General features: G+C 33.1%; 20 protein-coding genes. 10 read left to right on the top strand and 10 right to left on the bottom strand.

The window, feature by feature from the left end; genetic code table 11:
* Position 1 precedes the first annotated feature (1 nt).
* The gene (gene ettA, locus ABD011_RS11030) at positions 2–1,693 is read left to right on the top strand and encodes an energy-dependent translational throttle protein EttA (protein ID WP_343798253.1); all 1,692 of its coding nucleotides are present in this window, start codon (positions 2–4) and stop codon (positions 1,691–1,693) included.
* A 49-nt stretch (positions 1,694–1,742) separates the two neighbouring features.
* Here the strand turns inward: ettA and ABD011_RS11025 are convergent, their stop codons facing one another.
* Both ABD011_RS11025 and ABD011_RS11020 read right to left on the bottom strand, forming a co-directional pair.
* On the bottom strand, positions 1,743–1,964 hold the full coding sequence (locus ABD011_RS11025; protein WP_343798251.1) for a hypothetical protein: 222 nt from the start codon (positions 1,962–1,964) through the stop codon (positions 1,743–1,745).
* Positions 1,965–2,065: 101 nt separating this feature from the next.
* Positions 2,066–2,875: an MBL fold metallo-hydrolase gene (locus ABD011_RS11020; protein ID WP_343798249.1), complete on the bottom strand. Its 810-nt coding sequence runs from the start codon at positions 2,873–2,875 to the stop codon at positions 2,066–2,068.
* 169 nt (positions 2,876–3,044) lie between these two features.
* Between ABD011_RS11020 and ABD011_RS11015 the strand changes: the two genes are divergently transcribed.
* From ABD011_RS11015 to ABD011_RS10990, 6 genes are all read left to right on the top strand, one after another.
* Positions 3,045–4,382, top strand: a complete 1,338-nt coding sequence (locus tag ABD011_RS11015; RefSeq protein WP_343798247.1) for a coiled-coil domain-containing protein — start codon at positions 3,045–3,047, stop codon at positions 4,380–4,382.
* 83 nt (positions 4,383–4,465) lie between these two features.
* Positions 4,466–5,524, top strand: a complete 1,059-nt coding sequence (locus ABD011_RS11010; protein ID WP_343798245.1) for a hypothetical protein — start codon at positions 4,466–4,468, stop codon at positions 5,522–5,524.
* A gap of 77 nt (positions 5,525–5,601) precedes the next feature.
* Positions 5,602–7,566, top strand: coding sequence for an AAA family ATPase (locus ABD011_RS11005; protein ID WP_343798243.1), 1,965 nt, complete (start codon positions 5,602–5,604; stop codon positions 7,564–7,566).
* The gene (locus ABD011_RS11000; RefSeq protein ID WP_343798241.1) at positions 7,566–8,801 is read left to right on the top strand and encodes a DUF6638 family protein; all 1,236 of its coding nucleotides are present in this window, start codon (positions 7,566–7,568) and stop codon (positions 8,799–8,801) included. The genes ABD011_RS11005 and ABD011_RS11000 overlap by 1 nt, the downstream gene beginning before the upstream one ends.
* Positions 8,802–8,847: 46 nt before the next feature.
* Positions 8,848–9,381 carry a hypothetical protein gene (locus ABD011_RS10995; RefSeq protein ID WP_343798239.1) on the top strand — a complete coding sequence of 178 codons (534 nt, stop codon included), beginning with the start codon at positions 8,848–8,850 and terminating at the stop codon, positions 9,379–9,381.
* 25 nt (positions 9,382–9,406) lie between these two features.
* Positions 9,407–11,083, top strand: coding sequence for an AI-2E family transporter (locus ABD011_RS10990; RefSeq protein WP_343798237.1), 1,677 nt, complete (start codon positions 9,407–9,409; stop codon positions 11,081–11,083).
* A gap of 93 nt (positions 11,084–11,176) precedes the next feature.
* On the opposite strand, the gene ABD011_RS10985 is transcribed toward ABD011_RS10990, so the two are convergent.
* Both ABD011_RS10985 and ABD011_RS10980 read right to left on the bottom strand, forming a co-directional pair.
* Complete coding sequence (locus ABD011_RS10985) at positions 11,177–11,641, bottom strand: GNAT family N-acetyltransferase (RefSeq protein WP_343798234.1); 465 nt, start codon at positions 11,639–11,641, stop codon at positions 11,177–11,179.
* Entirely contained in the window at positions 11,631–12,650 is a 1,020-nt protein-coding gene (locus ABD011_RS10980) for a formimidoylglutamase (RefSeq protein WP_335975712.1), read from the bottom strand. Before ABD011_RS10980 ends, ABD011_RS10985 begins: the two co-directional genes overlap by 11 nt.
* A 127-nt stretch (positions 12,651–12,777) precedes the next feature.
* On the opposite strand from ABD011_RS10980, the gene ABD011_RS10975 reads away from it, so the two are divergent.
* On the top strand, positions 12,778–13,662 hold the full coding sequence (locus tag ABD011_RS10975) for a chromosome partitioning protein ParA (protein WP_129760198.1): 885 nt from the start codon (positions 12,778–12,780) through the stop codon (positions 13,660–13,662).
* A 59-nt stretch (positions 13,663–13,721) separates the two neighbouring features.
* On the opposite strand, the gene hutI is transcribed toward ABD011_RS10975, so the two are convergent.
* From hutI to fumC, 3 genes are all read right to left on the bottom strand, one after another.
* A complete protein-coding gene (hutI, locus tag ABD011_RS10970; protein WP_343798231.1) occupies positions 13,722–14,960 on the bottom strand; it encodes an imidazolonepropionase in 1,239 nt (412 codons plus the stop codon).
* A 135-nt stretch (positions 14,961–15,095) separates the two neighbouring features.
* Positions 15,096–16,490 (bottom strand): FG-GAP-like repeat-containing protein, encoded by a 1,395-nt coding sequence (locus ABD011_RS10965; RefSeq protein WP_343798229.1) that lies wholly within the window; start codon positions 16,488–16,490, stop codon positions 15,096–15,098.
* A 37-nt stretch (positions 16,491–16,527) separates the two neighbouring features.
* Positions 16,528–17,925, bottom strand: a complete 1,398-nt coding sequence (gene fumC, locus ABD011_RS10960; RefSeq protein ID WP_129760195.1) for a class II fumarate hydratase — start codon at positions 17,923–17,925, stop codon at positions 16,528–16,530.
* Between the two features lie 169 nt (positions 17,926–18,094).
* Here fumC and ABD011_RS10955 point away from each other — a divergent pair, with 169 nt between their 5' ends.
* Together ABD011_RS10955 and ABD011_RS10950 are read left to right on the top strand one after the other, a co-directional pair.
* Complete coding sequence (locus ABD011_RS10955) at positions 18,095–18,736, top strand: peroxiredoxin (RefSeq protein ID WP_129760194.1); 642 nt, start codon at positions 18,095–18,097, stop codon at positions 18,734–18,736.
* A 199-nt stretch (positions 18,737–18,935) separates the two neighbouring features.
* A complete protein-coding gene (locus ABD011_RS10950; protein ID WP_165353684.1) occupies positions 18,936–19,112 on the top strand; it encodes a hypothetical protein in 177 nt (58 codons plus the stop codon).
* 66 nt (positions 19,113–19,178) lie between these two features.
* On the opposite strand, the gene ABD011_RS10945 is transcribed toward ABD011_RS10950, so the two are convergent.
* The 3 genes from ABD011_RS10945 to arsC form a co-directional block, all read right to left on the bottom strand.
* Entirely contained in the window at positions 19,179–21,614 is a 2,436-nt protein-coding gene (locus ABD011_RS10945; RefSeq protein ID WP_131506873.1) for a TonB-dependent receptor, read from the bottom strand.
* Between the two features lie 18 nt (positions 21,615–21,632).
* Positions 21,633–22,034, bottom strand: a complete 402-nt coding sequence (locus tag ABD011_RS10940; RefSeq protein WP_343798226.1) for a hypothetical protein — start codon at positions 22,032–22,034, stop codon at positions 21,633–21,635.
* A gap of 88 nt (positions 22,035–22,122) precedes the next feature.
* Entirely contained in the window at positions 22,123–22,464 is a 342-nt protein-coding gene (gene arsC / locus ABD011_RS10935; RefSeq protein WP_129760190.1) for an arsenate reductase (glutaredoxin), read from the bottom strand.
* Between the last annotated feature and the right edge of the window lies 1 nt (position 22,465).

Raw genomic sequence — 22,465 nt, 5'->3', positions numbered from 1 at the left:
TATGAGCGACGATAAAAAAGTAATTTTTTCAATGTCTGGTGTTACCAAGACATTTCAATCGGCTAATACGCCAGTACTTAAAAATATTTATTTAAGCTTCTTTTACGGAGCTAAAATTGGTATTTTAGGTCTTAACGGTTCGGGTAAATCTACATTATTAAAGATTATTGCAGGTGTAGATAAAAACTATCAAGGCGATGTGGTTTTTTCACCAGGATATTCTGTTGGTTATCTAGAGCAAGAACCACAACTAGATGATGAAAAAACAGTGATGGAAGTAGTGCGAGAAGGCGCTGCCGAAACTGTAGCTATTCTAGATGAATACAACAAAATAAACGATATGTTTGGTTTGGAAGAAGTGTATAGCAATCCTGAAAAAATGGAAAAGCTTATGAACCGTCAAGCCGAATTACAAGATCAAATAGATGCTTCTAATGCTTGGGAATTGGACACCAAATTAGAAATTGCCATGGATGCATTACGTACTCCAGATGGCGATAAAAAAATAGGTGTACTTTCTGGTGGTGAGCGTCGTCGTGTAGCTTTATGTCGTTTATTGCTACAAGAACCAGACGTATTACTTCTTGATGAGCCTACCAACCACTTGGATGCAGAATCGGTACATTGGTTGGAGCATCATTTAGCACAATACAAGGGAACAGTTATCGCTGTAACGCACGATAGATATTTCTTGGATAACGTTGCAGGTTGGATTTTAGAGCTGGATAGAGGAGAAGGTATTCCTTGGAAAGGGAATTATTCTTCATGGTTAGACCAAAAGTCTAAACGTATGGCTCAAGAAGGAAAAGCAGCTTCAAAACGTCAAAAAACATTAGAACGCGAGTTAGAATGGGTACGTCAAGGTGCAAAAGGACGTCAAACCAAGCAAAAAGCGCGTTTAAAGAACTACGATAAATTAATGAGTCAAGATCAAAAACAACTTGACGAAAAGCTTGAAATTTACATACCAAATGGTCCACGTTTAGGAACCAATGTTATAGAAGCAAAAGGTGTGAGTAAAGGTTATGGCGATAAGTTATTGTACGAAGATTTAAACTTCAATCTACCTCAAGCAGGAATTGTTGGTGTTATAGGACCTAATGGTGCAGGTAAAACCACGATTTTCAGAATGATAATGGGTGAAGAAACACCAGATAAAGGAGAATTTGTAGTAGGTGATACTTCAAAAATTGCTTATGTAGACCAAAGTCATTCTAATATAGATCCAGAAAAAACCATTTGGCAAAACTTTAGTGATGAGCAAGAATTGGTAATGATGGGAGGAAAGCAAGTCAATTCTCGTGCGTATTTAAGTCGTTTTAACTTCTCTGGAAGCGAACAAAACAAAAAAGTAAAATTACTATCAGGAGGAGAGCGTAACCGCTTACATTTAGCAATGACACTAAAAGAAGAAGGAAACGTACTACTTTTAGATGAGCCTACAAACGACCTTGATGTAAACACGTTACGTGCGCTAGAAGAAGGTTTAGAAAACTTTGCTGGTTGTGCTGTGATTATTTCTCACGACCGTTGGTTTTTAGATCGTATATGTACGCACATATTAGCTTTTGAAGGCGATAGCCAAGTCTATTTCTTTGAAGGTAGTTTTAGTGATTACGAAGAGAACAAGAAAAAGCGTTTGGGTGGCGACTTAATGCCGAAACGAATTAAGTATAAAAAATTAGTTAGATAGATAAAAAAAGCCTGCAAAATGCAGGCTTTTTTATTTAAGTGATTTTAATTTATTCATACAAATGGCCATTTGTAAAATCTTTATAGCTCTCCTCAACGTCATTTTTTAAAGATTCCATTTCAATAAGCTTCTTATTTTCAGCCTTTAACTTTCTCATTTTTATTACTGCAACCACAATAAAAAACATAAATACTGCTGCTGTAATAATGAGTACAACCGTAAGCTGAGTAGTGCTTACAAGTAACTTTGGAATTGAATATAAAGCATTCATAATTAGGTTGATAGTTGGGGTTAATCAAGCCAAATATACAATTTTAATTAAAACCGTAACTATTTCATTATAAATTTGTTAATAAAAAAATGGAGTAATCACTATTTGTACCAATCTAATTGAACGACTTCAATAGCATCATTTTTATCATTCACAATGGTTTTAAATTTTTCCACATCGCTAAGTCCACCTTGGCCTCTGTAATGGTATGGATATACTTGCTTTGGTTTAAAATCTAGAACAGCACTTGCAGCACTTTCAACATTCATGGTATATGGTAAGTTCATACATACAAAGGCCATATCTATATCTTTTAAGTTGCGCATTTCAGGAATGTCTTCAGTATCACCTGAAATATAAATTCGTTTTCCTCCCATGGTTAAAATGTAACCATTACCACGTCCTTTTTCATGGAATTTTAAAGCCTCTTCTCTTAAGTTGTACATTGGTACAGCTTCAATATTAATTTCAACACCATCAAAAGTGTAGTCTCTATTTTGCGAATTATTAAGAACCAATGTGCGATCTCGTAAAGGTTTTGGTAGCAATTCAGCTACTGCACCAGGAGCTATAATCTTAATAGCACTTCCTAATATTCCTGACAAGGTTTCTTCATTAAAATGATCACCATGAATGTCGGTAACCAAAATAATACTAGGTGGTTTTTGTCCATCAAATTGTTCTGCTCCTCCAACAGGATCAACATACACCACAACATTTTTATACTCCAAGACCATAGTAGCATGTTCAATAGGAGTAATTTTTATTTCAGAAGAAGTATCAGAAGTTGTTGTTTCAACATCAACATTGTTTTCAATAATTGTCTCAGTGGTTGCTGGTTCTTTTTTATCTGTTTTACAGCTTATAAAACACAATGCTAAAATAGCGGTAATAAAAATTGAATTTCTCATAATAGAAGTATTTGAGTACTAAAGATAATGATTGCGTTACATTTTTTAAAGCCTGTAACATTTTTAATTTTTTTACTACTGATATTTTAAGAGCATTAGTTTTGAAAATGATATTTTTTAACGAAATTGCTTATTCAAAAATTGTTCAACTATAAAAACACTACACAATATGTCTGATGATTTTGATTTATTAGAAACCAATTCCAATGAAAAACAGGAAAAAGTAGATGTTAATTGGGGAAAAGCCATTGACACTATGAAATCTAAATTGGCACAGGAAGATGATCCTGAAGTGCGTCAAAAAATACTTAATGCAACATTGGACGATGTAGTGCATATGGCAGAAAAAGATAGAACGTCTTTACTAGATGCCATTAAAGATTTAACTGATTATCAAGACGAAGTTGGGATTATTTTTGAAGATTTCTCTAGCTTAAATGCTGATGAGCAAAAAATCATTGACAATGCCATAAAACGTCTAGAACGCGCAAGAGTTGAACTAGAAGATGCCGAAGCTAAACCAGATACTTGGTGGAATAACCTTTGGGGAAGAAAAAGCAAAATCAAAAAAGCACAAGACGAGCTTGCTGCTGCCCAAAAATCTCGTGACGAAGCTGATAACAAAGCCAAAGCAATGTTTCAGCAACGTATAGAATCGGCAGATGTACAAACTTTATTAAATGAGTTATCGTTTAAAAGTCAGGCAGCTGTAAAGCGTTTAAAAGATCGTGAAGTAGAAATTAAAGAAGTTGAAGACAAACTTCAAGACGCGATTGTTGAAGCTACAAAAAACCATACAAAAGCTTTAGAGAAGAAGAAAGAAGTAGAAGCAAAGCTTGAAGAAAACTATGCTTTACTAAAACAAGCACGTCAAGAGTTAGAAGAAATTGTAGATAAGCAATCTGCTGAATATGCTGAAGCTGTTGGTAAAGTAACCACTTTAGAGCAAAAAGTAGAAGAGCTTGAAGGACTTAAAAATGCCTATACAACGCTTGCTGCAAGTAAAGACAGTTTTGTGCATAAGCATAACTTAACCATCAAGGTATTAACCTCTTTACGTAGTAATTTACAAACACATCGTGCAAAATTAAAGAGTGATACTGAAGAGCGTTTAAAATATTACGACGGTTACGTAGTGGCTTTAAAAGCGCGAACTGACCAAGAATTTGCAGCTATTTTAGAGCATTTAGGTGTAAAAACTGATGAACATATTGGAGAAACTCTTGCATCAATGCATACAGCAAGTGCTAAAGCACGTCAAGAAATGATGGATAATATTCCTGTGCATGAAAAAGTAATGCAAGGTGTTTACAGCAGTTATGCTGAAGCGTTACAGGAAATTCGTACCAAAGATTCTGAAATTCAAAAGAATTTTGCTGAGCGTTATGGTATTGATATGAAAGAAATTTTTGAAGATTACTATAAGGCAGATGCTAATAAACCTTCAGGTGAAGGAGAGCCAACTGGCGACAAAAAGCCTGAAAATAATGACGACTTATTATCTTAAAAAGTAATTGGTATTCAGTTTGCAGTTAGCAGTATTTTTATAATTGACTGCAAACCGAATACTGTTCACTGCAAACTCAAAACATGATTGTAACTCCTTTAGATTCCGCTACACTAGACTCCAAAGCGCAATATGTATTCTATCATAAAATGGTAGACTTTGCCCTAAAGGAACTCATTGTAAGTGTTCAAAATCAAGGATTATGTAGCACACAAGAAGTTGTTTATTTTAAGCAGTTTTGTGATTTGTTATTGTATTCAGTCGAAGCTATGCGTATTAAATATATGTACGACGATGAAGACAATATGAAAGTAGATTTAACCGATTCAGGTTTTCCTAACTATTTGGAGTTCAGGTATCTTTTTAATGATTTATCCTTAAAAGAAGACTACATTTCTAAACTCAAAGATGTTAGTCAATTACAAGATGAGTTTTTACATGAGTTACTTCATAAAAAACAACCCATAAAACGAGAAAAACTGTTTCAAGCGGCTTCAATAGTTTATTACACCTCAGTAGAGCAAAAGTATATTTTTAATCGTTTTGTACAAGGTCGCATTATGGAAACACCTAAAGGCGTTTCACCAGAGTTTATGACCAGTTGGAGTTTTTATGATGTAGCACATAATAGGCCATTTATATGTTTCATGTACTTTGATTATAGTGGAGGACGAAATCTGTTAAAAGACAGAGATAAAATTTACGAAGTCTTAAAGACCACTGCCGACAGAGATATGGATTTAGACACTATGGCTTATGGAATAGACAGAAAACTGCCTGAAGTACATCCAAAACACATTAAACGAATAGATTTAGGCCCTTTTCATAATGTATTTGCAAAAGACGAGAATGAAATCACACATGCCATTTTAGAAGGTATTGCCAAAAAAGAATTAAGTCTAGAGTCGTATGCACTGTCACTGAGTATTGACGAAGTATTCTCAGGAAGTGAGTTTAAAGAAGGTAGCTTTTTCAATAAGCAAACCTTACAAAAGTGGAGCGAACCTATACATCAAAAATATGTATTTGCACCACATCGTATTATTCAAATGCTGTATAACAAAACACCTGAAATCATGAATAGACTAGCTAAACCGCCTATTCAGGTTTCTGAATTAAAAATTAAAAAAACAACGTCATAACGAGGAAGAAAGTGACGTGGTTCTCTTTTAAGCAAGAGGTTGCTTCATTTCATTCTCGATGACGACAAAATAGAAACATGGAACACAACTCAACATTTCCTATAAAGCAAACCGAACTTGATATGCTTCGTGATGAAGCAACATCCTATTTAAAAAGTGTACAGTGGGAGCAAGGTCAACGTGCAAAAAACAAAGATAAAGATGCTAAAGATGAATCTATTTTACTGTATTTGTCACGTGCCAATAATGGAAGCAATGTTGAGCTGACTTCAGTTTCAAAAACTATATTAGCTTTAAAAAAGCGCTTATTACCAGACTCTGTTGCTATTCCAATTCACTTAAACCAAACCTTATTTGCAGTTCAAGAAGGTGTTACTTTGGGTATTTGGATAAAAGACAGTTACTACGATGCTTCAGGATTATCAAGTTTAAACGAGCGAAAATCTGCTTTAGATACTTCAGGAAAACGAGAGTACGAAAGCAAAATGCAAACCGCAACAGCCTTTATGCTATATGCTACGGCTTACAATATTTTGCATAACCTTAAAACCATTGCTTCAGATGATTTAAGCGTTATGAAACAAAAATTTGCAGGTCTGCCAGAAGTATCTTTGTTATCACCATTAAAAGGAATTTCGTGTTGTCTGTACTATTACGACAAGTATTTGTCGCATCCAGATATTATAAAAAGTGATAAAGACGTTACCGATTTTACGGTTGTGTATTTTGAAGCTTTAATAGACGAAATCCAAATGCGTAAAAGCACGTTGGAGTACACCGAAACTATTTTAGATAGAACCTATAAATTAGAAAAATCGGACTTTGCCGTATCTGGTTGGGACAATGTATTTGCAGGAGCTGCCAAAAGTGTAGAGTTTAATAAAATTCAATTTGAACAAATAGTAGGTAACAGAGATGCAAAACACTTTGCACGACGTTTAACCGAGCGTATGTTAAGCTACGATTTTACAGCAAAAAAGAATCCGTTTCAGGAGTTAGGAGGTTTTATGCCAGTGTTTATGGGTTACGGAATTCCAGGAACAGGAAAAAGTATGCTTATTGCAGCTATTGCTACACGCTTAAAAGAGCATTGTGACAATCTCGATATTCCATTTTTATTTCATCCAATGCCTGATACGTTGATATCAACATTTCAAGGTGGATCTGCCGAAAAAATGGTAGAGTGGATGAAACCATTACAAGATCCTTCAAAACTCATTTTTGCTCCAATTGATGATGCCGAAAATAATCTTCAAGAACGAACTGCACAAGGTGTTTCGGCAGGTGTAAAAGAAGTTATAGGTGTGTTTTTAAGATATACCGAAGGTGCTTATGCTGTTAATTACGGTAATAGCTCAATTGGATTGTTTACTAACCTTCCAGAAATGTTGGATAAAGCAGTAATTTCACGTGTTCAAGGACGATTTAAAATTGATGGAGCACGTACTGAACAAGACTTTTTAGATCAAGATCATTTGTGGTGGCGAAAATTACAAGACACTATGCCTGATTTTGTAAATATGAACAATCCAGAGGCTTACACTTATTTAAGCGATCAAGGTTTGGCTAAAAACATGGGAGACATTTTAAAAGCTGTTGAAAAACCTTCAGAAGAGCGTGTTATGGAAACTTTTGAAAAAGTAGAAAAAATGCATCGCTTTGAAGACCACATGTTTTATGCATCATTATATACTGAAATCCAGAAGATATTTCCATTCTTTTCATCGCGTGATGTTCGTAATATACAATCGGCAATTTCATTGCGTTTAACTGACTTTGACTTAGAACAAGATTGGTTTGACAATCCTGAAATCTATTTCAAAAAAGATTATGATACTAAATTAGGAATGCTTCAGGAACTCATGCGTGCTAATATGAAAGGGCTTGATTTTTCTGATATAAGAAAACAAGAAGTTATTAGATACCTAGATAATGTAGCAACTATTGCAGATACCGATTTTAAACGAAAAGTTGATGCAAGAGTTAATCAGCTTAATATTGAATTGGAAGCAAGAACTCAGTTTGACAAAAAGAACGATTAATGCAAAAACTAAAAGCAGCAAATCTATATCAAAGTGAACTACTTCCTGTAAGTGGTAAGTTGGTTGAGCGTTATAATCAGTGTTTAAAAACATTAGGGTTTTCGCCAACAAAGCTTACTAGTTTTTCAATTGATGGTATAGGTTGGAGTCCTGAAATTGCTGAAGAAAAAAAGGAATTACTTTACTTAAACCATGGCGAAGCCAATGCACATGCCATTATTATTTCTCCGTTGCAAAAAGGAAAACCTGTCTATTTGCCTACACATACGTTTGACAGAGAGTTAATGAAATTGGTTTTTAAAACCTATGGTAATAAAATAAACGATATAACTAGAGACTCGGCAATTTGTCTCGATTTTGATCAAGGTATCGATGCATTTTATGGACCTATGGATGTTTTAAAATACAAAACTATAAACATTCATTTTAGGTTAATAAACAACCTTAATAAAGCACAAAAAAAACAACACGAACTTATTGAGCAGTTTAAAGAAGGTAATAATTTTATTGATGAAACCTTACACGAAAAATTATTGCAATCGGCAAATACCTATGGAGATTTGCGTAACAGGGATTTAGAATTACCAGAACTTCAATATAGTGTGAGTTCGTTTTATACAAGAGCTTTTGGAGGTGTGTATGTGTTACGCGATTTTATTTCGGATATTATCGTGTTTGAAGATGAAAAATGGTACAAAGAAGCTATTAATGATACTACACATGATGTGTTGATGTACCATATCAATCATGATGAATTAATTGAAAAACTACGAAATCATTTAATTGCTGAATGCGATTTGGATGAAGTGATTAAAACCCCAAGATACGATCGTGTAAAAAAATATGAACTCTCTCAACAACTTAAAGAGACTCAACACTCTCTAAAAGAAATATTTGAGAGTAAAATTTTATATAAGAGTTATTTAAATAAAATTGATATCAATGCACTTAAAAAAATTAATAGTGTAGAGTTATATTTAGAACGCTTAGAAGTTAGCAACGAGTATAAATTAAAGGACATGGTAGATGTTGATCTATACCATGCATTACACCAACCTCATTCATCTTTAGAGCCAATGCATCAAGATTTAATATGGAAGCTTTTAATAAATGTTTCTCCAAAGGATGTGTTGTTTTTGTATTGGTATGATAAAGAACAGTTTTATAAAACCTATGAGACTTGGGATGACTCGTTTAAAGATTGGGTAATTGACACGATACGTAACAATATTTAAATAAAATAGACTAATTTTATAAAGCATTCACTTAAAAAACAAACACATGGGACTAGATCTTGTAATTTTTATAGCTGCTATACTTTTTGGCATTTTCTTGTATTGGAGAGAGTCTAATGGTAATGGAGCATATCGTTTTGTGAATAAAATTGTAAACAGTAAAGAGTTACAAATGAAGCCTGATAGTAAAAAAGGATTCATTTATAAGCAAACCTTTATACCTAGATTAATTTTTGTTGTAGCCTTATTTTTGGTTGTAGCTGTGGCTGTTCAATTTTTAACTCCGTTTCAAATCTTTGGAAGCTATAATGGAGTTTCAGCTTTTGCTTCAGTTATTGTTGGTACACTTGTAGGAACTTACATTGCAAATTTTGTAATTAAATCAACTAAAATTATTGAGGAGAAAAGTGATTCTTTAGAAGATAAGTTTGATGACGCTGTTGAAAAAGGAAAAGACTTTATTGAAGACTTAAGAACTAAAGACGCTGAAATCGAAGAAGACATTAAACCTGAAGTTGAAGCACCAAAACCTAACGAGAAAAGTGCTCGTGAACGCTTGAAGGATAAAGGATTGATGTAAATTCACTAACAACTAAAAACTAAACATGAGATTATTCTGGAAAAACGGAAAGCCTGCAATTTTAACTTACATTTTATTAGTGTTGGCATTATTCTTCTTTAGGGACGATTATCAACCAGTTTTATTATTTCTTAGAAAATACATTTTTATTATTCTGTTAAGTGGTATAGTCTTGTTTTTTGGATTACGAAAGTTTAGAAAAACAGCAAGTACAGGTGGTCGATTAGGTATTTTAGGTATTTTGCTTGTGTTTTTTGGTTTGCTCTATATGGTTGGATGGCATTTTAAAATGTATGATTACATGAAAACCTACAATGTCTTTAATCATTTAAATAAAGTTGAAATCAACGAGCTTCCTCTAACTCAAAACGAGCGTATACAACCTCTTCGTAACATTTTCTCAATGGCAAACGAAAGTGTAGGAGAGACTAAAGATGTGTCGTTACCTCACTTAGTTCGTGTCGATGGCGAAAACAAATGGACTATGGCCATTCAACCTTCAGAAAAATATACATTACAGCAAATAAGCGATAATACCGAAGAGGTTTTTTCAGTCTCTAGTACAACACCATTTCCTAGGTTTTCAAGTGAAAATCGTATTCCTGTAGTGTTTTCAATAGGTGAGTCTTTAAAATTTAGTAGAAACACTTACAACGCAGTAGTGCAACGTTTCAACCCTTGGATGTTGTTTAATTATGAACCTGGAGATGTGTTTTATATGAAAAACGATTCCGGAAAATGGGTAGAAGTAGTGAGTTTGATAAAATGGAAAGGCTTCTTGTTTCCTTATCCAACTTTTGGAGGTGTTATGGTTATTGATAATGGTGAACACGATATTAACGATTATTTTGAGCGTGTTTTAATAGGAAAAGGGTCCTATATAAGTCCAGACGAGATGAACAATCATCCGTATTTAACACGTCAAAATACATTGTCTGAAAAAGTATCTCGCATACAAGCAGAATCTTTAAAATTCCTTGGAGGTTTTAGCGACCCACTACCTTGGAACATGGAAACAGCAGTCAAGATACCAGATTTACCAGACGATCAAAACGAGCAGCCTTTTGTAACTGATTTTGATTTTTCTGACACAGATACCAATGCTTATAGCGGATTGTATCATTGGTTTGGTTTAGAACCAGTAGGTGATGAGCGCACAAGTTTAACATTTAGTGTTTTTATTCCTGCAGACGGAACTGATAAGCTGTATTATTATGATCATGCAGCTAAAAAACAAGGTTATGCAGGTGTTTCGGCAATGCCTTTAAAAGTTATAGAGTCTCGTAAAGAGTTTGACTGGACAGTTAATAAACCTGTTGAATTTAGACCTTATATAAAAGATATTGCAGGAAGAAAACGTATGTTTTTTTTAGGAACTATTTCAGCAATTCGTGAGGGTTCAGACAATTTTGATGGCTCTGCAACACCAGACTTAGCCTTAATTGATGCTGAATATAGAGATGTTATTTGGATTGATGTAAAACACCCAAGTCAATGGGATAAAACAGTTTATGACCAATTAAACGAAGCTTGGAGATCGAGTGAAGGTATTGGGTATTATTTTGTTGAAGAGACAAAAGATATTGATATTGTTGAGCAAGCTATAGACTCGGTTTTGGCAATCCCTAGAGTTGATAAAAATGCTGAAGAAATTGAACGCTTACAACGTCAAATAGACTCTTTAAAATCTATTGAGAATTAAGGTTGCTATTCTTTCTACATTCTTAAACTATCAACATTTATATTATTTTAATTGGATTGGATTCCGCATCAAGTGCGGAATGACAAATTAATTTCAAACCTCTAAAATCATCTTTATATCACTACGTTTATAAGGAGAATTTTTTTCAACAGGAATTTCTATAAAACCATATTTTCGGTATATATAAATTGCGTTTTCCAACTTGGTGTTAGAGTACAACATTAAAGCTTTAAACTGATGTTGTTTTGCGAATTCTATACAATATTGCATAAGCTGTTGCCCAATTTTATAACCACGATGTTTTGGTGAAACTGCCATTTTAGTAAGTTCAAATACATTTTTAGCGCTTGTTGGCATTAACGCAACAGTTCCAAGAATAGTTTCATTAAGTTTAGCAAAAAAGATAAAACCGCCTTTATTAATGATGTACTCTTCAGGTTTACTTAAGACTTCTTCATCATAAGGTTCTACATAAAAATAGGTTTTAAGCCATTCAATATTCAAATCATAAAAATGTTGAGAATATCTAGTATTAAAGGGGATGATTTCAATTTGCATGAGCTTTAATAAAATCGGTAATCAAATAAGTAATCAATTTTCCAACTTGGGTTTCGGTTTCTGGAGTAGGAGCAGCTTCGCAAATATGCAAATATTTTGCATTTTCGTGAGCACCAAAAAAGGTGGCGAACTGTCGTGCTTTGTTAGTGCTAAAACCACTTGGTGTCATTGCACTGCTTGGAATATTCAATATAGCATCGCAATCTATTTCAACACCAAAAGCAGTACCAGAAACATGCTCTAAAGCACGTTGCATTTCTGCTTTAAACTTAAGCTCTTTTCTAATTTGTATAGCCTCAAAAGTATTATATGCTACAGATTTTACTTTATCTAAAGTTTTAAATGTAGTTGAAGATGTATAGTTTTCGTGTAGTCCAAACACAAAATAGTTTTTCAAAAAGCCTTCAGCGTAAGCATAACTAAAGCCATTGCCACTGTGTCTGCCTTCTTCAGCTCTAAAATCGCTATGCGCATCAAAGTTTACAGCGTTAATTGTTGAGTTTAGCGCTAGCGAAGTTCCTTTAATATTTCCGTAGGCATTATTGTGTCCTCCACCAATAACAATTGGTGTTTTACCTGCTTTAACTATTTGATGGATTAAATGTGAAACTTGTTTGTCGATTTTAGCTACTTTTCGACGTGCTTTAGCAATATCCTTTTTGTTGGTTTTATCTAAGTTTTGAAGTTTTTGTAATGATTTAGAATAGTCTAAATGACCTAGGATAACTACTTTACTAGCATTTAAAAACGCGTTACTTTGTATATTTGTTAAAATTTTTATTGTAGCATCCCATGCTTTTGAAGTCCCTGTGTTTCCTAGGTTTCCAAAGACTCCAATATCTTCAGAAATACCAAAAATTACATAGTCAACATCTAAATTTACTAATTCATCGTATATATTAGTGGAGTTAGGAAGTAAAATAACTTGTTCTCCAAACTTGGTTTCGCCTGAGCGTTTTTTTAAGATGGTTTTTAAAGTATCTTTATCAAAAAGTATAAGGTTGTCCATATTGGAAATGTTATTAAAAAATAATAATTAAAAATACAGTTTTATTTATTTTCAGGCTTAAAATTAAATTTAATTAAAAGATTAAAAACAAGAATTAACGTTTAAATAATTTAAAAAAGAAAAAACAATGGAGAATTCAAACAGTAAAAGTACAGGATTAAAAGTTGCTTTAGGTATTTTGTTGGCTCTTTTCTTAGGAACAGGATTTTATACCTCTAAACTTTATAATGACAAGAAAGAAACCGAAGCGGTTTTAACCAAAGAAAAAGAACAGGTAATGGCAGACCTAAATAACATGGCTAAGCAATATGATATTGCTATTGGCGAAAATGAAGTTGCCAATCAAAATTTAGTTGAGGCTAGAGCACGTATTGAAGGCTTAATGGACTCACTAAAAATATCTCAAAACAGTGTTAACAGTTTGTGGAGATACAAAAAACAATTTTTAGCATTACAAGAAGAAATGGATGTATTGCTAGCTGAAAATGACAAGCTAAAAGTAGAAAACTCTTTATTAGCAACATCATTAGATAGTACTCAGTTACAATTAGCAGAACGTACAATGTTTACTGATTCATTATTAGTGCAAAATACTGAGTTAGCAACAGTAGTTGAAAACGCTGCAGTATTACAAACTGTTGGACTTAAAGCTTACGGAGTTATTGAGAGAACTTCAGGTAAATTAATACCAACAGAGCGTTCTAGAAGAAGTGATAAAATTAGAGTTTGCTATACTGTTGCTAAAAACACTTTAGTAGGTGCAGGTGATAAAGAATTATATGTTCAGGTATTAGATCCTAATGATAATGTACTTGGTGCTAACGAGCAAATACAGTTTGAAGATAAAATATTAAACTATAGCTTGGTGAGTAAATTTAACTACGAAAACAGAAGTTTAAACATTTGCGAATTTGTAGCTCCTAATAACGATGAGTTTGAAGAAGGACGTTATACAGTAAATGTTTTCAATGAAAAAGAATTAATCTCATCAACTGAGTTTACATTGAAATAAGCAAATTAATTGATTGATTGTAAAAAGCCGAATGAAAATTTTCATTCGGCTTTTTTATTTTAATCTAATCTAATACCATTAATAATAACTTCATCAATTAAGTTTTCTCCAAACGCATAAGGAATAAACTGGTAATTAGGAATCTCTTTTGTAATGATTACATTCGCTTTTTTACCTCTACAAATACTGCCATACATATTGCTTAATCCCATGGCATAAGCACCATTTATGGTTGCAGCATTAATAGCTTCTTCAGGAGTCATTTTCATTTTTATACATGCTGTACTTACTACAAAATTCATATTTCCACTAGGTGTTGAACCTGGATTATAATCGGTTGCTAATGCTAGTGGTAAGCCTGCGTCGATCATTTGTCTTGCAGGTGTGTAGGGAATACTTAAAAAATAGGAGCAAGAGGGTAGAGCAACAGGCATTGTATTACTGTTTTTAAGTGCTTCAATATCTTCTTTATTCATTTCTTCTAAATGATCTACTGAAAGCGCATCATATTTCACTCCTAAAGCTACACCTCCAAAAGCATTAAATTGGTTTACATGTATTTTAGGTTTTAAACCATGAGCGACACCTGCTTTAAGTATTTTTTCTGTATCGTCTAGGTCAAAATAGCCTTTTTCACAAAATACATCAATGTATTCGGCTAGATGCTCTTCAGTAGCTTTTGGTATAAGTTCGTTTACTACCAGATCTACATAAGCACTTTTATTATTACTGTATTCTTTAGGAACAGCATGAGCGCCTAATAGTGTAGGCTTAATAAAAGCAAGCGATTCGCGTTTTAATCGTTTTATCACTCGCAACATTTTAAGTTCTGCGTCAACGGTTAAGCCGTAACCCGATTTTATTTCGACAGTACCAGTACCTAGTTTTATGACTTCATTAAGACGTTTTAGTGATTGTTGGTAAAGTTCTTCTTCAGAAGTGTTTTGAAGTTTTTCAGCAGAATTTAAAATACCACCACCATTATTGGCAATTTCTTCGTAGGACAAGCCATTAATTCTATCTACAAATTCTCTAACTCTATTTCCTGCGTATACAATGTGTGTATGAGAGTCGCACCAAGAAGGCATCACCACTTTTCCTGTGGCATCAATAACTTCATCAGCATCAATATCTTGGTAATCGTCCATTGAGCCATACTCAACTATAGTGTCATGCTCAATAAATAAGTAAGCGTTTTTTATTACAGGAAGTGTTTTCATGTCACTGCCTTTTACAATGGTAACATTGGTATCACGAACTTGAATAAGTTCTTTTATGTTGGTTATTAGTATTGACATAGCTAAGGGTAAAATCATAAAATTAACAAAATTACTTCTGTTATCAGGAAATGGAACCAAAATTTTTTCTAAATACGATGTATAAAAAAAGCGCTGACTGTTTGTCAACGCTTTTTATAAGATGTATTTAAAAGTTTATTCTTTAACAAACTTAAAAGTTTTGTTATGTCCTTCAAATTTGATAATGTAAATTCCATTGTATAGAGATGATACATCTAAAGGGTTATTAGGTGAAATAGTTGAATTAACAACGTTTTTTCCTAAAATATCATAAACTGATACATTGTAACTTTCATTATTAGGAGCCTTAACGTAAAGCTTATTTTTAACTGGGTTAGGGTAGATGTTAAAAGTGTTTTGAGTTAAATCATTAATTCCTAAAGTATATAACTCGTTTTCAAACCAATTCACATCAAAGTTTTGATAGTCAACAGTAGCTATATCTAAGTCGCCATCATTATCAAAATCATCAATAGCTAATGTGAAAATTTGGGCTTGAGTAGCATCAATAACAGATTCGCTATTAAATCCACCAATATCCGTACTTTCAAACCAAATTAAATCATTACCAGCAGTTCCTCCATTTGTAATGACAAGATCATTATAACCATCATCATCCATATCAGCAGATTCAACAGTTCCTGGATTAGCCATAGAAATTGAAATTATATTTTTAGTATACGTGCCATCTAATTCCTTATTGAACCAAGCTAAATCACCAAAACTATCAGAAACTAAAATATCAATATTTCCATCGTCATTTACATCAGCGAAATCTACATCAAACAAATAAACGTTTCCTGAATCAGTTACAGGGTTTGCATCAACTGTAAAAGCTACTGATCCACCAGGGATTAAATCGTTATAGTATACATCAACTCTTCCGTTTGCTGCATATTCAGCAGTAGAAATAACTATATCTAAATCACCATCATCATCAAAATCTATCATATCAATATCTCCTGGTTGGTTTAATCCAGAAACTATCGTGTTTTCACCTCCAGGGAAGTTTCCAGTTCCATCATTAGCATACCAAACTACTTTATCATCACCATTAACAGAAACAATTACATCAATATAAGTGTCATTATTAACATCAGCAGTATGTATGCCTGCAGCGCTAGTTACGCTACTTGAAATTACATTTTCAGTTCCAAAACCACCAGAACCATTGTTAGCAAACCAAACTGCTTTATTATCGGCATAAGAAGCAGCAACAATGTCTAAGCCATTAATCCCATCAATATCAGCTAATGATATACCTCCAACTTGAGATAGAGTAGATGAAATTGTCACAGGAGCAGCAAATGATCCATCTGCATTATTGATATATAATTTAATAGTACTAGCGTTATAAGCAGATACAACTAAATCAGGATATGCATCATTATTTATTAGCCCAGATACAACAACATAAGGGTTTGTTCCTGCATTAGTATCAATAGGCATTTTTGTCGAAAATGTAGTTTGAGATGTTGAAGTTGACAGTATAAAAACTCCAAAAAGTAAAGTAAGTAGTGTTCTTTTCATAAATGTAGTAAATTGAATTAGTTAATAATATATTGATTTATTTCATGTTACCAATCATATCTTCTGGTTTTACCCATTCGTCATATTCTTCAGCTGTAACATATCCTAAATTAATTGCTTCTTCTTTTAATGTAGTTCCATTTTTATGAGCTGTATTAGCAATTTCAGCAGCTTTGTAATAGCCTATTTTAGTATTTAATGCTGTTACAAGCATTAAAGAGTTGTTTAGTAACTGTTTTATTACTGAATGATTAGGTTCAATACCACTAGCACAGTTTTCTTCAAAACTTACACAAGCATCTCCTATAAGTTGAGCAGATTCTAAAATATTTGCAGCCATCATAGGCTTAAATACGTTTAGTTCATAATGTCCTTGAGTACCACCAACAGTAATAGCAACATCATTACCCATAACTTGCGCACAAACCATTGTAAGGGCTTCGCATTGCGTTGGGTTAACTTTTCCAGGCATAATTGAGCTACCAGGTTCGTTAGCAGGAATTATGATTTCTCCAATACCAGAACGAGGTCCTGAAGCCATCATTCTAATATCATTTGCTATTTTATTTAATGATACCGCAAGTTGTTTTAAAGCACCATGCGTTTCAACAATTGCATCGTGAGCAGCTAGAGCTTCAAACTTATTTTCAGCAGATACAAATGGAAGGTTAGTAAATTTTGCAATGTATTGTGCTACCAGTTCAGCATAACCCTCAGGAGTATTAAGACCTGTTCCCACTGCAGTACCACCTAAAGCTAACTCAGCAAGGTGAGGTAAAGTGTTTTCGAGTGCTTTTAATCCATGGTCCAATTGTGATACATAACCAGAAAACTCTTGCCCTAAAGTTAGAGGTGTTGCATCCATAAGGTGTGTTCTACCAATTTTCACACAGTCTTTAAACTCAATAGATTTTGTGTGTAACGTGTTTCTAAGTTTTATAACTCCTGGAATTGTAGTTTCTACAACTTTTTTATAAGCTGCAATATGCATTCCTGTTGGGAAGGTATCGTTTGATGATTGCGATTTGTTAACATCGTCATTAGGTTGAATGGTTTTATCGCCTTCACCAATAACTTTACCAGCAAGTTGATGTGCTCTATTGGCAATAACCTCATTTACGTTCATGTTGCTTTGTGTTCCTGAACCTGTTTGCCAAATTACTAACGGAAATTGATCGTCGTGTTTGCCTTCTAAAATTTCATCACAAACTTGAGCAATTAAATCGCGTTTTTCGTCTTCTAAAACACCTAACTCATTATTAGTATAAGCAGCAGCTTTTTTTAAATATGCAAAACCATATACTATTTCTAAAGGCATAGAAGCTGGTGCGCCAATTTTAAAATTATTTCTTGAACGCTCAGTTTGCGCTCCCCAAAGTTTATCTGATGGGACTTTTACTTCTCCCATCGTGTCTTTTTCTATTCTATAAGTCATGATGTTTGTTTTATTAGATGCACAAATTTAACATTTTTCATCGTTCTTTTAGGTTTAAAAAGCATGAAGTTATGTGCTTAAATATTAAAAAAAACTTAAATGTTTTTAATTCCTACCAATTTAGTAGATTAATAAGTATCTTTATACTTTAATTTTTAAAATCATAAACATGGCAACAATTAGATTAGGAGATGTAGCACCAAACTTTACTGCACAATCTTCAGAAGGACAGATTAATTTTCATGACTGGTTAGGTGATGGATGGGGAATCTTGTTTTCGCATCCTGCCGATTATACTCCAGTTTGTACTACAGAGCTTGGTACTGTAGCTAAATATAAATCAGAATTTGATAAACGTAATGTTAAAGTAGTAGCGTTAAGTGTTGATGGAGTAGAGTCTCATAAAGGATGGATTAACGATATTAATGAAACGCAAAACACAACAGTAAACTTTCCAATAATTGCAGATGAAGATCGAAAAGTATCTGAACTTTATGATATGATACATCCTAATGCAGATAGTAAATTAACTGTTCGTTCTGTATTCGTGATTGATCCTGATAAAAAAGTAAAACTTATTATTACTTATCCAGCTTCAACAGGTAGAAATTTTGATGAGTTATTACGAGTTATCGATTCGTTACAGCTTACAGCTTATCATAAAGTAGCTACACCTGCTAACTGGAATAATGGAGATGACTGTGTTATCGTTCCTGCGGTTGCAGATAAAGATATTCCTGAGCTTTTCCCTAAAGGGCACAAAGTTGTAAAACCTTATTTGCGAACAACTCCACAACCTAATTTAGATTAGAGGATCAACAATTAAAAAGATTAAAAAACATCATGTAGTTAATTCATGGTGTTTTTTTATATATGTGAAAAGATTTATAAATAGGCTGTTACTGTTTTTAGATTGCTCAGTAGTGAATAAGCTGTTAATAAATTTTAGTTTCGTATTGTAAAACAAAACACTTTGTTTTATCTTTGCATCAACAACAAAAAAATAGCACATGTTTGAATTTGATCAATACTTAGGATTTTTAGCATTTTTAACCATTTTAACAATTGGATTTTGGTTAATGATATTTTTATTGACTTTCGTAATCCCTTACTGGATTTTTGGTGCTTCAATTGAAAGACTTAAAGAAATTAGAGCTGAAAAGAAAGCTCAAAGATTACAACAATAATTTTTTACTATATATTATAAAAAAAGGACGCAATTGCGTCCTTTTTTAGTTTTATACATTTTAGGTTTACCCTTCAAACTCAAAGTCGTCTCCACCACCATTACCATCGCCACCTCTTTGACGTTGGTTGTTTCTATTTTGTTGGTTAAATCTATAAGTGAACGACAGGTTAAAAGTACGTTGTCTCCATTGAAACTCACTATGACTAATAAACGTATCGGTTGTAGAGTCAGAAATTCTTTTTCTGCTGTTAAATACATCACTCACATTAAAAGCTATTGAAGCATTTTCATTTAAGATGTCTTTACTAAAAGCAACATCGGTTGAAAACATTCCCTTTGTTTTATTTTGAGCATCTTCACTTGGTCCTCTATAAAATAAACGTGTTTGCCAATCGATTTTTCCTGGTAAAGTATATTTATTGTTTAATCGAGCAAACCAACTAATGTTTTCAGCTCCAAAATCGGTTCCGTTATAAAAACCTTCGGTTTTAGATTGGAATAAGTTGAAGTTTCCGTTTAAGTTCCATTTTTTTGATGGTCTGTAGGTTACGGTAAACTCAAAACCAAAACGGTCGTTTGTTGCTAAGTTAATAGGAACACGTCTTATTACTGGTACTTCAGTTCCTCCAACAGTAACTGTTTGTCCTGTATCTTCTGTAATGAAAGTAAATACATCTGTAGCATGTTGAAAGTAAATAGAAGAATTTAAAGTTACTTTTCCAAATTTGTTTAAGTATCCAATGTCAACAGTATTTGAGTAACTTGGGTCAATATCAGGATTTCCTTGAAACAGGTTAGTTGCACTACTTCTTGATGGAAATGGATTTATAAAACGAGAACGTGGTCTTCTAATTCTTCGGTTATAACCAAATGTGATGCTTTGGTTTTCAGTAATTTCATACCCTAAATTTACGGTTGGGAAAAATCCAACATAGTTTTTCTTGTCGAAATCACCACTTGTAACTTGGTCAATAGTTATACGTGTAGATTCCATACGTAAACCTAATAAATAAGAAAATTTGTCTTTTATTTTACTACCAAATTGAGAGTATACAGCGTTAATATATTCTCTGTAAACTAAGTTATTACTTACATCAGTGTCTAAAACATAATCATTACCATCATAAAACTCTAACGCATAATCGGTATCTAATTCGTTAAAGTTACCTCTATACCCAAATTCAAATTGACCTTTTTCACCAATAGGCATTACGTAGTCACTTTGTAATAAAATTTGATCTTGTTCTTCAAGAGTTGTTACTCTTTCAGAAGCATCTCCATCTTGCTGAATTAAGGAAAACTCATCCTCGTTACTATTTTCATATTGAAAATCGAACGTAAACCTGTGCTCACTGTTTCCATTAAATTGCTTGTCGAAATTAACAGAGTACTGTAAGTTTCTGTCGTCTTCTTTTTCAAGTTCAAGTCTTGGAGATTCATTAATTAATGCTCCAGTTGCATCAACCTCTCTAATAGTGTTAGTAGTTTCATCGTCATCATCACTTTTTCTGTATACAACCGAAGCTGTTAATGAAGCAGTGTCATTAATGTACCATTCAACACCTGTATTAGTTGTAATTCCTTTTCGCTGTCTGTCAAAATCTCTGTATTCGTTTAAAAATGTGTTAGGGTCGTCACCATTAAAATATTCAGTTTCAGTAAGTGAATTCCCAGGAGATTCTCTGTAATTATATCCAGTAGTATTGAAAAAGTTGAAATCTCCAGTTCTGTAGTTAATATTCCCAGAAATTCCAGCTTGTGTTGGATGTCCTGCATTTACAGTAACAGCACCATTTAATCCTTGTAATTTACTACGTCTTAAAATAATATTTAAAATACCTGCAGTTCCTTCGGCATCATAACGAGCAGAAGGAGAGGTGATTACTTCAACACGCTCAATAGATTCAGCAGGTAGTTGTCGTAAAGCATCGGTTGAATTTAAACCTACCAATCCTGAAGGTTTACCGTTAATTAAAATACGTACGTTGTCTTGACCTCTTAAAGATACATTTCCTTCAACATCAACAGAAACCGAAGGAACGTTATCTAGTACATCACTTACTGTACCACCACGAACCGTAAGGTCTTTACCAACATTATATATTTTCTTGTCTAGTTTTATTTCAACAGTAGTACGCTCTGCAATAACTTCAACCTCTCCAAGAGCTTCTACATCTAAAGCTAAACCTACAGTACCAAGATTTATATCGCTAGTTAATGATTTATCATAATAAGTTTTCTTTTCGTAAGAAATGTATTCAACTGATATGTCATAAGTTCCTGCAGGTACATTTATAGAGAATTTACCTTCGCTATCTGTAATGCCTCCAGTAACTATTTTATTCTCTTTTTTACTAAAAAAAGCAACAGTTGCATACTCTAATGGTAAGTTTACCTCACTGTCCATTACTATACCAGAAACGGTTATTTCGTTAGGTGTTTGCGCAACAATTGAGTTGAAGCTTAAAAGTAGAATAAGTGTTTTAAATAGATGTTTCATGAATTGATTTTGGTTGGGTTAATTTTTGTTTTTCTTTTTTCTCTTGTTCTTTTTTTTATGTTCCAAAGGGTTTTTAACTGCTTCTTGAATTTTACCAATAACTTCATCTTTACATATATCTTTTAATTCAGTAAAATGAGTTCTGTCCAATTCATTTAATTTTTCTTCGCGTATATATGAAGGGAAGTTTGATTGATGAATTTTCTGTTTTTCATCAAAATAGGAGTTTAGTTTTTGCTTGATGATTTCTTTTTGAAAATCGTCAACACTTAAGCTGCTAACAAGATTTTCTATAAATTCAAGTTTGTCAGCTTCATATTGTTCTTTCATCTCTTGCATTTGCTTCTCATTACTGTTTTGAGAATGTGTAGCTAGAGAATAAAAACTGAAAAAAAGTAAAAAAAAGAATAGTTTTTGCATGCCTAGTTTTTTAGTTAGACAGCAAAAATATGGTAAGGTTTAGTGGGTTTTGGTTAAAGTTGTGTTAAAGAAATAAACCTTATTAAGGCTAAATAATTTCTAAAATTTTGGTAGCAGGCCTGCCAATAACAGCCTTTTTACCATTAATAGCTATTGGTCTTTCAATAAGTTTTGGGTTTTCAGTCATAGCTTTTATAATTTGATCGTCAGTAAGGTCTTTACCTTTAAATTCTGATTTCCAAATAGCTTCATTTTTACGCACTAATTCAATAGGTTGAATTCCTAATAAATTAATGATGTCTTTTAGTTCTTTTTCAGAAGGAACGTCTTCTAAATATTTAATGACTTTAAATGGTTTTCCATAAGTTTCAAGAACTTCAATACCTTGTCTTGATTTACTACATCTAGGGTTGTGGTAAATTTTAAGCATA

It is taken from the genome of Gaetbulibacter jejuensis, assembly GCF_039524015.1.
GTDB lineage: Bacteria > Bacteroidota > Bacteroidia > Flavobacteriales > Flavobacteriaceae > Gaetbulibacter_B > Gaetbulibacter_B jejuensis.
This window is presented reverse-complemented; position numbering and strand designations above follow the sequence as displayed.

Coding starts and splice junctions, on each gene's coding strand:
- ettA (WP_343798253.1), top strand. CDS start 2: ATGAGCGACGATAAAAAAGTAATTTTTTCAATGTCTGGTGTTACCAAG.
- ABD011_RS11025 (WP_343798251.1), bottom strand. CDS start 1,964: ATGAATGCTTTATATTCAATTCCAAAGTTACTTGTAAGCACTACTCAG.
- ABD011_RS11020 (WP_343798249.1), bottom strand. CDS start 2,875: ATGAGAAATTCAATTTTTATTACCGCTATTTTAGCATTGTGTTTTATA.
- ABD011_RS11015 (WP_343798247.1), top strand. CDS start 3,045: ATGTCTGATGATTTTGATTTATTAGAAACCAATTCCAATGAAAAACAG.
- ABD011_RS11010 (WP_343798245.1), top strand. CDS start 4,466: ATGATTGTAACTCCTTTAGATTCCGCTACACTAGACTCCAAAGCGCAA.
- ABD011_RS11005 (WP_343798243.1), top strand. CDS start 5,602: ATGGAACACAACTCAACATTTCCTATAAAGCAAACCGAACTTGATATG.
- ABD011_RS11000 (WP_343798241.1), top strand. CDS start 7,566: ATGCAAAAACTAAAAGCAGCAAATCTATATCAAAGTGAACTACTTCCT.
- ABD011_RS10995 (WP_343798239.1), top strand. CDS start 8,848: ATGGGACTAGATCTTGTAATTTTTATAGCTGCTATACTTTTTGGCATT.
- ABD011_RS10990 (WP_343798237.1), top strand. CDS start 9,407: ATGAGATTATTCTGGAAAAACGGAAAGCCTGCAATTTTAACTTACATT.
- ABD011_RS10985 (WP_343798234.1), bottom strand. CDS start 11,641: ATGCAAATTGAAATCATCCCCTTTAATACTAGATATTCTCAACATTTT.
- ABD011_RS10980 (WP_335975712.1), bottom strand. CDS start 12,650: ATGGACAACCTTATACTTTTTGATAAAGATACTTTAAAAACCATCTTA.
- ABD011_RS10975 (WP_129760198.1), top strand. CDS start 12,778: ATGGAGAATTCAAACAGTAAAAGTACAGGATTAAAAGTTGCTTTAGGT.
- hutI (WP_343798231.1), bottom strand. CDS start 14,960: ATGTCAATACTAATAACCAACATAAAAGAACTTATTCAAGTTCGTGAT.
- ABD011_RS10965 (WP_343798229.1), bottom strand. CDS start 16,490: ATGAAAAGAACACTACTTACTTTACTTTTTGGAGTTTTTATACTGTCA.
- fumC (WP_129760195.1), bottom strand. CDS start 17,925: ATGACTTATAGAATAGAAAAAGACACGATGGGAGAAGTAAAAGTCCCA.
- ABD011_RS10955 (WP_129760194.1), top strand. CDS start 18,095: ATGGCAACAATTAGATTAGGAGATGTAGCACCAAACTTTACTGCACAA.
- ABD011_RS10950 (WP_165353684.1), top strand. CDS start 18,936: ATGTTTGAATTTGATCAATACTTAGGATTTTTAGCATTTTTAACCATT.
- ABD011_RS10945 (WP_131506873.1), bottom strand. CDS start 21,614: ATGAAACATCTATTTAAAACACTTATTCTACTTTTAAGCTTCAACTCA.
- ABD011_RS10940 (WP_343798226.1), bottom strand. CDS start 22,034: ATGCAAAAACTATTCTTTTTTTTACTTTTTTTCAGTTTTTATTCTCTA.
- arsC (WP_129760190.1), bottom strand. CDS start 22,464: ATGCTTAAAATTTACCACAACCCTAGATGTAGTAAATCAAGACAAGGT.